Consider the following 14,078-nt stretch of genomic DNA (forward strand, 5'->3'; position numbering starts at 1 on the left):
CAGCGCAGGCGTGCGGCCGAACGCGCCGCGGCGCTCGCCGATGAGCGCACGCAGGCCTGAGCCACTGATCCGCCCATACTGACCAGCCCTCACCGAACAGCTTTTCCTCCCACCCCCGACAGGAGACCCCGATGCGCTACGAAACCATCCTTTATGAACTGCGCGATGGCATCGCCGAGATCCGCCTCAACCGTCCGCAGCGCCTCAATGCCGTGACTCAGCAGCTCTATGACGAGCTCAACGATGCGCTCACCTGTGCCGAGCGGGACGGCAACGCGCGTGTGGTGCTGATTACCGGCGAAGGCCGCGCCTTCTGCGTCGGCGCCGACCTCAAGGCGCACAAGGCCGGCCGCACCGCCTTCGACCGCCGCCAGTATCTGAAGGGCGAGCAGGATGCCTGCCACCGCCTGCTGCACCTGGACAAGCCGGTGATCGCCGCGGTGAATGGCTACGCGCTGGGGGCCGGCGCCGAGATCGCGATCGCCTCGGATTTCCTGCTCATGGCCGAGAGCGCGCAGATCGGCCTGCCCGAGATCTCGATCGGCAATTTCCTCGGCGGTGGCGTCACCTGGCTGCTGCCGCGCCTGGTAGGGCTGGCCAAGGCGCGTGAGCTGGTCTTCCTCGGCGAGCGCATCCAGGGTGAGGAGGCGGTGCGCATCGGGCTGGCCAACCGCGTGTTCGCAGACGAAGGCTTTCTCGATACCGCGCGCGAGTTCGCGCGCAAGGTGGCGGGCAAGGCGCCGTTCTCGATGGCGCTGGCAAAGAAGCAGCTCAACCTGTCGGCCGAGCGCACGCTCGACGCCTGCCTCACCGCGGAGCTCGAGGGCATGATGTTCGTTGGTACGACGAAGGACTGGCAAGAAGGCGTGGATGCCTTTGCCGAGAAGCGCGCACCCGTCTTCAAGGGGGAATGACACGATGACCGAGACGACAATCCAGACCGCACCCGCCCACAAGAGCGCCCTGCACGACTTTCTCGCGCCCGACGCTATCGCCATCATCGGCGCCTCGACCGACCCCACCAAGCGCGGCTACAAGGCCATGGTCGGTCTGATCAAGGGCAACTACCGCGGCAAGGTCTACCCGATCAACCCCAAGGTGTCCGAGATCCTCGGCGTGCCCACTTGCGCCTCGCTCGACGATGTGCCCGGCCCGATCGACCTGGCGCTGATCTGCACGCCGGCCAAGACCCTGCCCGGGCTGATGGCGGAATGTGGGCGCAAGGGGGTGAAAGGCGCTGTGATCCTCGCCAGCGGCTTCCGCGAGACCGGCCCCGAGGGCGCGAAGCTCGAGCAGGAGGTGCTTGACGCCGCGCGTGCCGGCGGCGTGCGCATCATCGGTCCCAACACCTCGGGCATGTTCAACCTGCACAAGAACGTGAACCTGCTCGACCTGCGCACGGCCAAGCCGGGCGACATCGGCTTCATCTCGCAGTCGGGCAACATGCTGCTGTCGCTGGTGCTGGAGGCCGAGTACAACGGCCACGTGGGCTTTTCGACCTACGTCGGCCCGGGCAACCAGACCGATGTGGGCTTCAACGACTACCTGCGCTACCTGGGCGAGGACGAGCACACCCGCGTGGCCACGCTCTACGTGGAGGGCTTCCGCGACGGCCAGCGCTTCCTGCAGGCGGCGCGCGAGATCACGCCGGTGAAGCCGGTGGTGGTGTACAAGTCCGGCGCCACCGAACTCGGCAAGAAGGCCGCCAGCTCGCACACCGGCGCGCTCGCCGGCAGCTACGCGATGACGGTGGATCTGCTGCGCCAGGTCGGCGTGAGCGTGGTGCACAACTCCGACGAGATCCTGCCCGTGGCCGAAGGCCTGGCGCTGATGCAGCAGGCGCGCGGCAAGCGCATTGCGGTGATCGCCGACGGCGGCGGACAGGCGACCATTACTTCCGATCGCCTGTCCGAGGCCGGGCTGGCGCTGGCCGAGCTCTCCGAGGCTACACGCAAGCGCTTGGCTGAAGTCCTGTTCCCGCAAGCCTCGCTGGTGAATCCGGTGGACGTGGCGGGGAGTTCGGACGCCGACCCCGAAGTGCTCGCGCGCTGCGTGGAGATCGTGGCCGACGACGACAACGTGGATGCGGTGTTCCTGGTCGGCATGTTCGGCGGCTACCACACCCGCTTCGCCGAATCGCTGCTGGGCGGCGAGATGCGCGCGGCGGAATCCATGATCGAGTTCGCCCGCCGCGGTGACAAGCCGCTGGTGATCTACAGCCTGTACGCGCCGGTCAAGCCGCCCGCGCTGCGCCGCCTGCACGAGGCCGGCGTGCCGGTGTATGCCTCGATCGAATACGCGGTGAAGGTGCTGCAGGCGCTGGGCGAGCGCGGCCAGTACCTCGCCTGGCAGCACGGCCAGCCGCTGCAGGAAAGCGTGGCGCCTGACGAGACCATGCAGGCCATGTTCTCGCGCGCGCAGACCGAAGGCCGCGACCTGTACGAGTACGAGGCCAAGACCCTGCTGCGCACCCATGGCGTGGCGGTGGCGGGCGAGGTCGTGGCGCGCACGCCCGACGAGCTCGCCGCGGCGGCGGACGCGTTCGGCGAGCAACCGCTGGCGATGAAGGTCGTCTCCAAGGACATCCTGCACAAGTCCGACGCCGGTGGCGTCAAGCTCAACCTGGTCGGCGAGGCCGCGCTGCGCGAGGCCTTCGAGCAGATCATGGCGAGCTGCCGCGCCTACGACGCCAACGCCGACATCCGCGGCGTGCTGGTGACGCCGATGGCGAAGAAGGGCACGGAGGTCATCGTCGGCGTGGTGCGCGACCCGATCTTCGGTCCGGTGCTGATGTTCGGCCTCGGCGGCATCTTCGTCGAGATCCTCGAGGACGTGGCCTTCCGCGCCATCCCGCTGTCGCGCCGCGACGCCGAGTCCATGGTCGAGCAGCTCAAGGCGCGCAAGATCCTCGCCGGCGTGCGTGGCGAGCCGCCGGTCGACAAGGCCGCGCTGGTGGAGCTGCTGCTCAAGGTGTCGAGCATCGTCACCGCCTACCCGCAGCTCTCCGAGCTCGACCTCAACCCGGTCATCGCCTACCCTGAGGGCTACGCCGTGGTCGATGCCCGCATCATCACCAACCGCAGCGTGCTCAACCCCTGAGAGGACCGTCCATGAACCTGCCCCAGCTCACCGACGCGCTGCTCGACGTCGACAATCGCGTCGCCACCCTCACCTTCAACCGCGATGATCTGCGCAATGCGCTCACCGGCTCGGCGCTGATCGACGACCTCTGCGCCGTGGCCGACTGGATCAACGGTTGCGAAGAAGTCTCGGTGCTGGTGATGACCGGCGCCGGCGCGGCCTTCTCGTCCGGCGGCAACGTCAAGGACATGGCCGAGCGCGGCGGCGACTTCGCCGGTGACGTGGCCGAGGTCGCCACCCGCTACCGCCGCGGTATCCAGCGCATCCCACTCGCGCTGCAGGCGGTGGAGGTGCCGATCATCGCCGCGGTCAACGGGCCGGCGATCGGCGCCGGCTTCGATCTTGCCAACATGGCCGACATCCGCATCGCTTCGACGAAGGCGAAGTTCGGCGAGACCTTCCTGAATCTGGGCATCATCCCGGGCGACGGCGGTGCGTGGTTCATGCAGCGCCTGATCGGCTACCAGCAGGCTTTCGAGCTCACGCTGTCCGGGCGCATCGTCGGCGCCGAAGAGGCGAAGGCGCTGGGCATCGTGCTCGACGTAGTCGAGCCCGAGCAGCTGCTGCCACGCGCCCGGGCCCTGGCCGCGCGCTTTGCCGCCCAGCCGCCCAAGGCCCTGCGCCTGACCAAGCGCCTGATGAAGATGGCGCAGCGCATGGAGCTGAAGGACTTCCTCGACCTGTGTGCGGCCTTCCAAGGCATGTGTCACAACGAGCCCGAGCACCTCGAGGCGGTGCATCGCATGCTGGCCGCGCAGAAGCGCTGAGCCATGCCCGCCGCCGCGCCCACGGTGCGGCGGCACAGTTTTTCTTGCCCGGGTAAGCTGCTGTTTAAAATGTGAAATTCCGTGAAACACTGGCGCGGAACCTGTTCGCACGGGCGCTGAAGGCGTAGAATTACGCCCCTTGTTCACGCCTCGCAGCACGGAGCGCCTCATGCTCTACCCCACCCGTTTCGATGTCATCGTGGTCGGCGGCGGTCACGCCGGGACCGAGGCCGCGCTCGCCGCGGCGCGCATGGGCGCGGCCACGCTGTTGCTCACCCACAACATCGAGACGCTCGGCGCGATGAGCTGCAACCCCTCGATCGGCGGCATCGGCAAGGGCCACCTGGTCAAGGAGGTCGATGCGCTCGGCGGCGCGATGGCCGCAGCCACCGACGAGGGCGGCATCCAGTTCCGCATCCTCAACGCCTCCAAGGGGCCGGCGGTGCGCGCCACCCGCGCCCAGGCCGATCGCGTGCTGTACAAGGCGGCGATCCGCCGCCGGCTGGAGAACCAGCCGAACCTGTGGCTGTTCCAGCAGGCGGTGGACGACCTCACCGTGGTTGGCGACCGCGTGACCGGCGTGGTCACCCAGATCGGCCTGCGCTTCGAGGCCCCGGCGGTGGTGCTGACCGCGGGCACCTTCCTCAACGGTCTGGTGCATGTGGGGATGCAGAATTATTCCGCCGGGCGAGCGGGCGACCCGCCGGCGATCTCGCTCGGCGCGCGGCTCAAGGAGTTGGCGTTGCCGCAGGGGCGGCTGAAGACCGGCACCCCGCCACGGTTGGATGCGCGCACGATCGACTTCTCGGTGATGACCGAGCAACCGGGCGACGACCCGGTGCCGGTGTTCAGCTTCCTCGGTCGTCCCGAGCAACATCCGCGCCAGTTGCCGTGCTGGATGACGCAGACCAATGAAGGCACGCATGACGTGATCCGCGCCAACCTCGACCGTTCGCCGATGTATTCCGGTGTGATCGAGGGCGTCGGCCCGCGCTACTGCCCGTCGATCGAGGACAAGATCCACCGCTTCGCGGACAAGGATCACCACAACATCTTCCTCGAGCCCGAAGGCCTGGAGACGCACGAGATCTACCCGAACGGCATTTCCACCTCGCTGCCCTTCGACGTGCAGCTTGCGGTCGTGCGCAGCATCCGCGGTCTGGAGAATGCCCACATCCTGCGCCCCGGCTACGCGATCGAGTACGACTACTTCGACCCGCGCAACCTCAAGTCCTCGCTGGAGACCAAGTCGATCGGCGGGTTGTACTTCGCCGGCCAGATCAACGGCACCACCGGCTACGAGGAAGCCGCCGCGCAAGGCCTGCTGGCCGGCGCCAACGCCGCGCTGCAGGTGCAGGGCCGCGAACCCTGGTGTCCGCGCCGCGACGAGGCCTACCTCGGCGTGCTGGTGGACGACCTGATCACTCGCGGCGTAGCCGAGCCCTATCGCATGTTCACGTCGCGCGCCGAGTACCGCCTGTCGCTCCGCGAGGACAACGCCGACCTGCGCCTCACCGAGAAGGGCCGCGAGCTCGGCCTGGTCGACGACGCACGCTGGGCCGCCTTCTGCGCCAAGCGCGAAGCGATCGAGCGCGGCACCGCGCAGTTGAAGGCCGCGTGGGCGCGACCGGAGGCGATTCCCGCCGACGACCAGGCGCGCGTGCTAGGCAAGGCGCTCGAGCGCGAGCAGCGCTACTTCGAGCTGCTGCGCCGGCCGGAGACGAGCTACGCATCGCTGATGAGCTTGCCCGGCGCGCCGGACGAGCGCGAGACCGATGCGCAGGTGATCGAGCAGATCGAGATCGCTGCCAAGTATCAGGGCTACATCGACCGCCAGCAGGAAGAAGTCGCCAAACAGGCGCAGGCCGAGGCCACCCGCCTGCCGGTCGACCTGGACTACGCGCAGGTGCGCGGCCTGTCCAAGGAAGTGCAGCAGAAGCTCAACCTGCACAAGCCGGAGACCATCGGCCAGGCCGGCCGCATTCAGGGCGTGACCCCGGCGGCCATCTCGCTGCTGCTGGTGTGGCTCAAGCGCCGCGACCTCGCGGCCCGGGCCGGTGGCGCGGCGAGCGATGAGGTGGTGCGGAGGCCGGCGGCATGAGCGGACGTCTGCACGCTTACGCGGGCCAGCTGGCCGAGGGCATCGCCGCGCTCGGCCTCGCCCTGCCGCAGGAAACCGTCGATCGCCTGCTCGCCTTCGGCGAACTGCTGCTGAAGTGGAACAAGGTCTACAACCTCACCGCGATCCGCAATCCGCAGGAGGTGATCACCCACCACCTGCTCGACTCGCTGGCGGTGCTGCCGCATCTGGGCGCGGTGAGCCGGCTGGCCGACATCGGCTCCGGTGGGGGGCTGCCCGGCGTGGTGCTGGCCATCGTGCATCCCGGGCTGATCGTCACGTCGATCGAGACCGTGGGCAAGAAGGCGAGCTTCCAGCAGCAGGCGAAGATCGAACTCGGCCTGGGCAACTTCGGCGTCTTCAACAAGCGCGTCGAGCAGGTGCAGGCCGACGCCCTGCCCGGTGGCGCGGCCGACGGCGTGATTTCGCGCGCTTTCTCCAGCCTCGCGGATTTCGTGAACCTGTCCGGCCACCTCGTTGCGGAGGGCGGCGCGCTGTACGCGATGAAGGGCGTCAATCCGGCCGACGAGGTCGCTGCCTTGCCCGCAGGCTGGACCGTGACGGAGACCTATGCGCTGACCGTGCCCGGCCTGGACGCCGAGCGTCATCTGCTCGTCATCCATCGCGCGTGACACTGCGCGGGGGTGATGATGTGCGTCACTCCGGCTGATGCGCCGCCGCATTGAAGTACACTCCGGGTTTCGCGCTCTGCGTGCGATCCCTGCAAATGGAATAGCCTGATTCGACCATGGCCAAGATTTTCTGCGTTGCCAACCAGAAGGGCGGGGTGGGCAAGACCACCACCTGCGTCAACCTCGCCGCCGCGCTGCAACAGGCCGGGCAGCGCACGCTGCTGATCGATCTCGATCCGCAGGGCAATGCGACGATGGGCAGCGGCATCGACAAGCGCAGCCTGAAGAGTTCGATCTACCACCTGCTGGTCGGTCTGGTCGATCTGGCCGGGGTGCGCGTCACCTCGCCGACCGGCGGCTATGACGTACTGCCCGCCAACCGTGACCTGGCCGGCGCCGAGGTCGAACTGGTGAACCTCGACCAGCGCGAGAAGCGTCTGCGCAATGCGCTGGCCGCCTTCGATGCCGACTACGATTTCGTGCTCATCGACTGCCCGCCCTCGCTGTCCATGCTGACGCTCAATGGCCTGTGCTGCGCCAACGGCGTCATCATCCCGATGCAGTGCGAGTATTACGCGCTCGAGGGGCTGTCCGACCTGGTGAACACCATCAAGAAGGTGCATGCCAACCTCAATCGCGACCTCAAGATCATCGGTCTGCTGCGTGTGATGTTCGACCCGCGCGTGACCCTGCAGCAACAGGTCTCGGCGCAGCTCGAGGGCCATTTCGGCGATAAGGTGTTCCGCGCCATCGTGCCGCGCAACGTGCGCCTGGCCGAAGCGCCCAGTCACGGCATCCCGGGCGTGGTGTTCGACAAGGCCGCCAAGGGCGCCCAGGCCTACATGGCCTTCGCCCACGAGATGATCGAGCGCGCCAAGACCTTCTGAACCCGGACAAGACCATGAACAAACCCAGACTCAAGGGCCTCGGCCGCGGACTCGATGCGCTGCTGGCCGCCAATCAGGAAGACGAAGCCGAGAAGGGCGAGCTGCAGATGCTGCCCACGATCGCGCTGCAGCCGGGCAAGTACCAGCCGCGCACGCGCATGGACCCGGGCTCGCTCGAGGAGCTCGCTGCCTCGATCAAGGCGCAGGGCATCATGCAGCCGATCATGGTGCGTCCGGTGGGCGACGATGCCTACGAGATCATCGCGGGCGAGCGCCGCTGGCGCGCGTCGCAGATCGCCGGCCTGGCCGAGGTGCCCTGCCTGGTGCGCGACATTCCCGACGAAGCCGCGCTGGCGATGTCGCTGATCGAGAACATCCAGCGCGAGGACCTGAACCCGCTCGAGGAGGCCAGCGGCATCCAGCGCCTGATCGACGAGTTCGAGATGACGCACCAGCAGGCCGCCGACGCCGTCGGCCGTTCGCGCCCGGCCGCGTCCAACCTGCTGCGCCTGCTCAACCTCGCCAAGCCGGTGCAGGAATTGCTGATGGCAGGTGATATCGACATGGGCCATGCACGCGCGCTGCTGCCGCTCGATGGTGCCGGTCAGATCCAGCTCGCGAACCAGGTCGCTGCGCGCCAGCTTTCGGTACGCGATACCGAGCGCCTGGTGCAGCAGGTCCTCAACCCGCGCCAGAAGAAGCCCGCACCCCCGCCCGACCGCGACCTGCTGCGGCTGGAGGAGGAAGTCTCGGACGCGCTTGGCGCCACGGTGAAGATCAAGACCAGCAAGAAAGGGGCCGGCGAGCTCACGATCCGCTTCGGCAGCCTGGACCAGCTCGACGGACTGCTCGGTCGGTTGCGCTGAGCCTCCGCAGCTTCATTTTTTTTGCCATGCCGTGCGAATGCCGCGTGCTTCATCGACCCCGGCCAGCGGCACCAGTGCCGCGGCGAAAAGCGCGATGCAGAACAGCACTGCGCCCTGAAGCCCGAACAGCCACTGCAGCAGGCCTACGGCGAAGATGCCGAAGATTGCCGCAAGCTTGCTGAACAGACCCCAGAAACCGAACAATTCGGCGGCGCGGCTCTCCGGGGCGAACATTCCGACCAGTGCGCGTCCGACCGACTGGCTTGAACCCAGGCTCAGCCCCGAAAGCAATCCTGCAAAGAGGAACACCCGCTCCGCCTCCAGCGTCAGCCCCAGCGTGCCGTTGAGGGTTGCCGTCAGCGCTTCCACGAAGTAGATCGCGAGGATTGCGAACACCCACAGAAGCAGACTGAGCGCATACGTGACGCGACCGCCGATGCGGTCCTGCAGCGCGCCGAAAGCGAGCGCACCGAGAAGGGCGGTGATCTGGACGATCACGAACATCTGCGCGCGGGTGGCTTCGCTCCAGCCGATCACTTGCGCGCCGTAGATGAACGAGAAGGCCACGATCACATAAACGCCGGCCATCGCGAACAGGATGGAGATGAACAGCCGGAACAGATCGGGAAACTCTGCCACCGAATGGACTGTCCGCAGCAGGCGCCCGTAGGCGCTGAAGATCACCGCGGGCTGCAGTGTGCGATGTCGACCGCAGGCCGGTTCGCGCAGCCAGATGAAGGTCGGGATGGCGGCGAGCAGGAAGAATGCAGCTGCGAAGGGGCCCACCCAGCGGATGCGCTCGAAGTTCTCCGCGCTGACCTCGCCCAGGAAGGCGAGCACGAATCCGGCCGATACCAGCCCGCCTGCGTAGCCGAGCGCCCAGCCATAGCCCGAGATGCGCCCAAGCTCCGTGCTGTCGCCAAGAAAGGGTAGAAAGCTCGCGATGAAGGACTCGCCGGCGGAATACGCGGCGTTGGAGAGCACGATCAGCACGAAGCCAAGCCAGACGTGGCCGGGCTCGACGAAGTAGAGCATGCCGGTGCTGGCTACCGTGAGCACGTAGCTCGCGAAGAGCAGGCGCTTCTTCGCCTGCGCGTGATCCATCACCGCCCCGAGCAGGGGGGCGCTCACCACCACGATGGCGTAGCTCAGGCACAGCGCCGCGCTCCACAGCAGGTTGCCCAGACGGTAGCCGGGTGCGTCACCCACCACGATGCGCGTGTAGATGTCGCCAAACACCACCGTGATGATCAGCAGCGTGTAGGCCTGGTTCGCAAAATCGAACATGGCCCAGCCGAAGATCTCACGGCGGCTGGCCTTGCGGGTTCTGATCATCCTGCTTCCCTGGAGCACCCCGAAATGGATCCTCCTGCCGCGATCAGGCGTCGTCAAGTGGTACGCTGGGCCCACCGTCTTGTATAAGATACAAAACTACCTTCCCTGCACTATGCTGCATTGCACCGGAAGTTTGACTTTGCTGCGGTTAACCCCTACCATCCGCGGGATTTTGGGCGGTCGCCAGCGCCGTGTGCGCTGACGCGACAACACCGATGCTTAAAGCTGTCATACTGCAGTTGGTCGCAACACTCGTTGCAGTGCTGCTCTCGGGCGCGCTGTTCGGCGTTGCTGGTGCGATCTCCGCCGCAGGGGCAGGTTTGGCATGCGTGCTGCCAAGCTGGATGTTCGCGATGCGCTTGTCGGCCATCACGCGCAAGACCGGTTCGGCGACTGTGACCGCCTTCGTCGCAGGCGAGTTCATCAAGATCGCCTCGATAGTGGGATTGTTGGTGCTTGTGTGGGCCGTCTACCCTGACCTCCATTGGGGGGGCATGCTGGTCGGCCTGATCCTGGCACTTAAGGCGAATTTGTTTGCATTTTTGGTAAAGACCTGACCATGGCTACAGAAGGGCACGCCCCCACCGCATCCGAGTACGTCATTCACCACCTGACGCACCTCAACAACACCGGACACGCGCAAGAAAACATCGTCGACTGGAGCGTGATCAACATCGACTCGATGTTCTACTCGATCTCGCTCGGCCTGCTCACCGTTTTTCTGCTGTGGCTCGCAGCCCGCAAGGCCACCTCGGGTGTGCCCGGACGCTTCCAGGGTTTCGTCGAGATGCTCGTCGAGATGGTCGCCGACCAGGCCAAGGGCATCGTCCATAGCGCGGAATCGCGCCGCTTCGTGGCTCCGCTCGCGCTCACGGTGTTCGTGTGGATTTTCCTGATGAACGCGATGGACCTGCTGCCGGTCGATCTTCTGCCGCGGATCTGGGAGGGTGTGTACGCCGCCGGTGGTGGTGATCCGGCCCACGCCTACATGCGCGTCGTCGCAACTGCGGACCTTTCCGCGGCACTGGGGATGTCGACCGGCGTGCTGCTGCTGTGCCTCTACTACAACATCAAGATCAAGGGCGTGAGCGGCTGGGTTCACGAGCTTTTCACTGCGCCCTTCGGCAGCCACCCGCTGCTCTATCCGGTCAACTTCGCGATGCAGATCATCGAGTTCGTCGCCAAGACGGTCTCTCACGGCATGCGACTGTTCGGCAACATGTATGCAGGCGAGCTGGTCTTCATCCTGATCGCGCTGCTCGGTGGTACGGCCACGGTCTTCGGATTCCTGGGGCATGTCGTCGCAGGCACCGTGTGGGCGATCTTCCACATCCTGATCATCACGCTCCAGGCCTTCATCTTCATGATGCTGACGCTGGTGTATGTCGGTCAGGCCCACGAAAGCCACTAAGTTCCGGTTTCATCTTCAACGCAGTACCTGGTTTTTAAACTCACTTCCCCACTAAGGAGTCGTCATGGAAAACGTTCTGGGTTTTGTTGCTCTGGCTGCTGGTCTGATCATCGGTCTGGGTGCCATCGGTGCTTGTATCGGTATCGGCATCATGGGTTCCAAGTACCTCGAAGCCTCGGCCCGTCAGCCCGAGCTGATGAACGCGCTGCAGACCAAGATGTTCCTGCTCGCCGGCCTGATCGACGCCGCGTTCCTGATCGGCGTTGGTATCGCCATGATGTTCGCCTTCGCCAACCCGTTCCAGCTCTGATCGGTTCGAGTTCATCCTTTTTTGAACCAACCTGAGGGCCAAGAACCGTGAATTTGAACGCAACCCTGATAGCCCAGCTCGTTGTGTTCTTCATTCTGGCGTGGTTCACGATGAAATTCGTGTGGCCGCCCATCGTGAAGGCACTGGATGAGCGTGCGAAGAAAATCGCCGACGGGCTGACAGCTGCGGACAAGGCCAAGGCCGATCTGGCGCTCGCCGAAAAGAAGGTCGTCGAGGAACTGCGCAAGGCCCGCGAATCCGCGGGTGACGTGCGTGCCTCCGCTGAAAAGCAGGCGAGCCAGCTGATCGACGAGGCCCGCGCCGAAGCCAGCCGCATCATCTCCGCAGCCCGTGAGGCCGCCGAGACCGAAGCCGGCGCCGCCACCCAGCGTGCCAAGGAAGCCCTGCGCGACCAGGTCGCTCATCTGGCGATCGCAGGTGCAGAGAAGATCCTGCGCCGCGAGATCAATGCCGAGGTGCATGCCGAACTGCTTGCCAACCTGAAACAGGAACTGCACTAAGTCATGGCCGAGAACGTCACCATCGCGCGCCCTTATGCGGATGCCGCCTTCGAGCTGGCTCGCGGGGCAGATGCGCTGGGGCCTTGGTCGGAAGCGCTGGACCGGCTTGCCTTCGTGGCGGCCGACTCCGGCATGAAGGCGTGTTTCAGCGACCCCAGTCTGTCGTCGAGCCAGCTCCATGAGCTGGTGCTCGGCGTTGCCGGGGACCTGACCGCCGAGCAGCAGAATTTCGTTCGTGTTCTCGTGGACAACGACCGTCTGCTGGTGCTTCCGGAGATCCGTGACCTGTTCGTTCAACTGAAGAACGAACACGAAGGCGTCCTGGAGGCCCAAATCGCCTCCGCCTTCCCGCTCGACGATGCCGCGCTGGCAGCGTTGAAGGCAGACCTCGAAGACCGCTTCAAGGCCGCCGTCAATGTCAATGTCAGCATCGACCCCGAACTCATCGGTGGGGTCCGCATCGCCGTGGGCGACGAAGTGATCGACGCCTCGGTCCGCGGCAAGCTCGCGAACATGGCCGCTGCGCTTAAGAACTAGGAGCATACATACATGCAACTCAACCCCTCTGAAATCAGTGATCTGATTAAGAGCCGGATCCAGAACCTGCAGCTCGCTGCCACGTCGCGCAACGAGGGCACGGTGGTTTCCGTCACAGACGGTATCTGCCGCGTTCACGGTCTGACCGACGTCATGCAAGGCGAAATGCTGGAGTTCCCCGGCAACACGTACGGCATGGCGCTCAACCTCGAGCGTGATTCCGTCGGCGCGGTGGTCCTCGGCGAGTACGAGCACATCACCGAAGGCGACATCGTCAAGGCGACCGGCCGCATTCTCGAAGTGCCCGTCGGCCCCGAGTTGGTCGGCCGCGTCGTGAATGCGCTGGGTCAGCCGATCGACGGCAAGGGCCCGATCAACGCCAAGCTCACCGACAAGATCGAGAAGGTCGCTCCGGGTGTCATCGCCCGTAAGTCGGTTTCGCAGCCGGTGCAGACCGGCCTGAAGTCGGTCGACTCGATGGTGCCGATCGGCCGTGGCCAGCGCGAGCTGATCATCGGTGACCGACAGACCGGCAAGACGGCGGTCGCGGTCGACGCGATCATCAACCAGAAGGGCCAGGACATGTACTGCGTGTACGTGGCCATCGGCCAGAAAGCTTCGACCGTCGCCAACGTCGTGCGCAAGCTGGAAGAGAACGGCGCGATGGAATACACCATCGTCGTCGCCGCCACCGCGTCGGAATCGGCTGCCATGCAGTATCTGGCCGCCTACGCCGGCTGCACCATGGGCGAGTACTTCCGCGACCGCGGCATGGATGCGCTGATCGTCTATGACGACCTGACCAAGCAGGCCTGGGCCTACCGCCAGGTTTCGCTGCTGCTGCGTCGTCCGCCGGGCCGTGAAGCCTACCCGGGTGACGTGTTCTACCTGCACTCCCGCCTGCTCGAGCGCGCCGCGCGCGTCAACGAAGACTACGTTGAGAAGTTCACCAACGGCGAAGTCAAGGGCAAGACCGGTTCGCTGACCGCCCTTCCGGTCATCGAGACGCAGGCCGGCGACGTGTCCGCCTTCGTGCCGACCAACGTGATCTCGATTACTGACGGTCAGATCTTCCTGGAAACCGACCTCTTCAACGCCGGTATCCGTCCCGCGATCAACGCCGGTATCTCGGTGTCCCGCGTCGGTGGCGCCGCGCAGACCAAGGTCGTCAAGAAGCTGTCCGGCGGTATCCGTACCGACCTCGCGCAGTATCGCGAACTCGCCGCGTTCGCCCAGTTCGCCTCGGATCTGGACGATGCGACCCGCAAGCAGCTCGAGCGTGGCCGCCGCGTGACCGAACTGATGAAGCAGGCCCAGTACTCGCCGATGTCGATCGCCGACATGGCCATCGTGCTGTACGCGGTGAACAATGGCTACTTCGACGACGTTGACGTGGGTCGCGTGTTGGCCTTCGAGGCTGCGATGCTGCAGTTCGTCAAGACCAAGCAGGCTGCTCTGGTCTCTTCGATCCTGAGCAAGAAGGAACTGGACGCCGACGGCGAAAAGACCCTGGCTGCTGCGATCGCCGAGTTCAAGAAGAGCTGGGCCTAAG

General features: G+C 65.6%; 14 protein-coding genes. 13 read left to right on the plus strand and 1 reads right to left on the minus strand.

Annotated elements, in window-relative coordinates; all coding sequences use genetic code 11:
- Positions 1–131 precede the first annotated feature (131 nt).
- The 7 genes from ACUH78_RS15535 to ACUH78_RS15565 all read left to right on the plus strand — a co-directional run bounded on the left by ACUH78_RS15535 (position 132) and on the right by ACUH78_RS15565 (position 8,412).
- Positions 132–914: an enoyl-CoA hydratase/isomerase family protein gene (locus ACUH78_RS15535; protein ID WP_418364373.1), complete on the plus strand. Its 783-nt coding sequence runs from the start codon at positions 132–134 to the stop codon at positions 912–914.
- 4 nt (positions 915–918) lie between these two features.
- Positions 919–3,099, plus strand: coding sequence for an acetate--CoA ligase family protein (locus tag ACUH78_RS15540; RefSeq protein WP_445333959.1), 2,181 nt, complete (start codon positions 919–921; stop codon positions 3,097–3,099).
- An 11-nt stretch (positions 3,100–3,110) separates the two neighbouring features.
- Positions 3,111–3,908, plus strand: a complete 798-nt coding sequence (locus ACUH78_RS15545) for an enoyl-CoA hydratase-related protein (protein ID WP_435751363.1) — start codon at positions 3,111–3,113, stop codon at positions 3,906–3,908.
- Between the two features lie 169 nt (positions 3,909–4,077).
- Positions 4,078–6,009, plus strand: coding sequence for a tRNA uridine-5-carboxymethylaminomethyl(34) synthesis enzyme MnmG (mnmG, locus tag ACUH78_RS15550; protein ID WP_445333958.1), 1,932 nt, complete (start codon positions 4,078–4,080; stop codon positions 6,007–6,009).
- Positions 6,006–6,659, plus strand: a complete 654-nt coding sequence (gene rsmG, locus ACUH78_RS15555; protein WP_445333957.1) for a 16S rRNA (guanine(527)-N(7))-methyltransferase RsmG — start codon at positions 6,006–6,008, stop codon at positions 6,657–6,659. Before mnmG ends, rsmG begins: the two co-directional genes overlap by 4 nt.
- A 116-nt stretch (positions 6,660–6,775) precedes the next feature.
- Positions 6,776–7,546 carry a ParA family protein gene (locus ACUH78_RS15560; protein WP_004261854.1) on the plus strand — a complete coding sequence of 257 codons (771 nt, stop codon included), beginning with the start codon at positions 6,776–6,778 and terminating at the stop codon, positions 7,544–7,546.
- Between the two features lie 14 nt (positions 7,547–7,560).
- Positions 7,561–8,412: a ParB/RepB/Spo0J family partition protein gene (locus ACUH78_RS15565; protein ID WP_445333956.1), complete on the plus strand. Its 852-nt coding sequence runs from the start codon at positions 7,561–7,563 to the stop codon at positions 8,410–8,412.
- Between the two features lie 12 nt (positions 8,413–8,424).
- On the opposite strand, the gene ACUH78_RS15570 is transcribed toward ACUH78_RS15565, so the two are convergent.
- The gene (locus tag ACUH78_RS15570) at positions 8,425–9,747 is read right to left on the minus strand and encodes an MFS transporter (protein WP_445333955.1); all 1,323 of its coding nucleotides are present in this window, start codon (positions 9,745–9,747) and stop codon (positions 8,425–8,427) included.
- Between the two features lie 215 nt (positions 9,748–9,962).
- Here ACUH78_RS15570 and ACUH78_RS15575 point away from each other — a divergent pair, with 215 nt between their 5' ends.
- The 6 genes from ACUH78_RS15575 to atpA all read left to right on the plus strand — a co-directional run bounded on the left by ACUH78_RS15575 (position 9,963) and on the right by atpA (position 14,077).
- Positions 9,963–10,304, plus strand: a complete 342-nt coding sequence (locus ACUH78_RS15575) for an ATP synthase subunit I (protein ID WP_418364381.1) — start codon at positions 9,963–9,965, stop codon at positions 10,302–10,304.
- Between the two features lie 2 nt (positions 10,305–10,306).
- Positions 10,307–11,158: a F0F1 ATP synthase subunit A gene (gene atpB / locus ACUH78_RS15580; RefSeq protein WP_418364382.1), complete on the plus strand. Its 852-nt coding sequence runs from the start codon at positions 10,307–10,309 to the stop codon at positions 11,156–11,158.
- A gap of 64 nt (positions 11,159–11,222) precedes the next feature.
- Positions 11,223–11,468 (plus strand): F0F1 ATP synthase subunit C, encoded by a 246-nt coding sequence (gene atpE, locus ACUH78_RS15585; protein WP_002925444.1) that lies wholly within the window; start codon positions 11,223–11,225, stop codon positions 11,466–11,468.
- A 47-nt stretch (positions 11,469–11,515) separates the two neighbouring features.
- On the plus strand, positions 11,516–11,989 hold the full coding sequence (locus ACUH78_RS15590) for a F0F1 ATP synthase subunit B (protein WP_418364383.1): 474 nt from the start codon (positions 11,516–11,518) through the stop codon (positions 11,987–11,989).
- A gap of 3 nt (positions 11,990–11,992) precedes the next feature.
- On the plus strand, positions 11,993–12,526 hold the full coding sequence (locus tag ACUH78_RS15595) for a F0F1 ATP synthase subunit delta (RefSeq protein ID WP_418364384.1): 534 nt from the start codon (positions 11,993–11,995) through the stop codon (positions 12,524–12,526).
- Between the two features lie 12 nt (positions 12,527–12,538).
- A complete protein-coding gene (atpA, locus tag ACUH78_RS15600) occupies positions 12,539–14,077 on the plus strand; it encodes a F0F1 ATP synthase subunit alpha (RefSeq protein ID WP_418364385.1) in 1,539 nt (512 codons plus the stop codon).
- Position 14,078: the final 1 nt, after the last annotated feature.

The organism is Thauera sp. ZXT1-4, assembly GCF_052598215.2.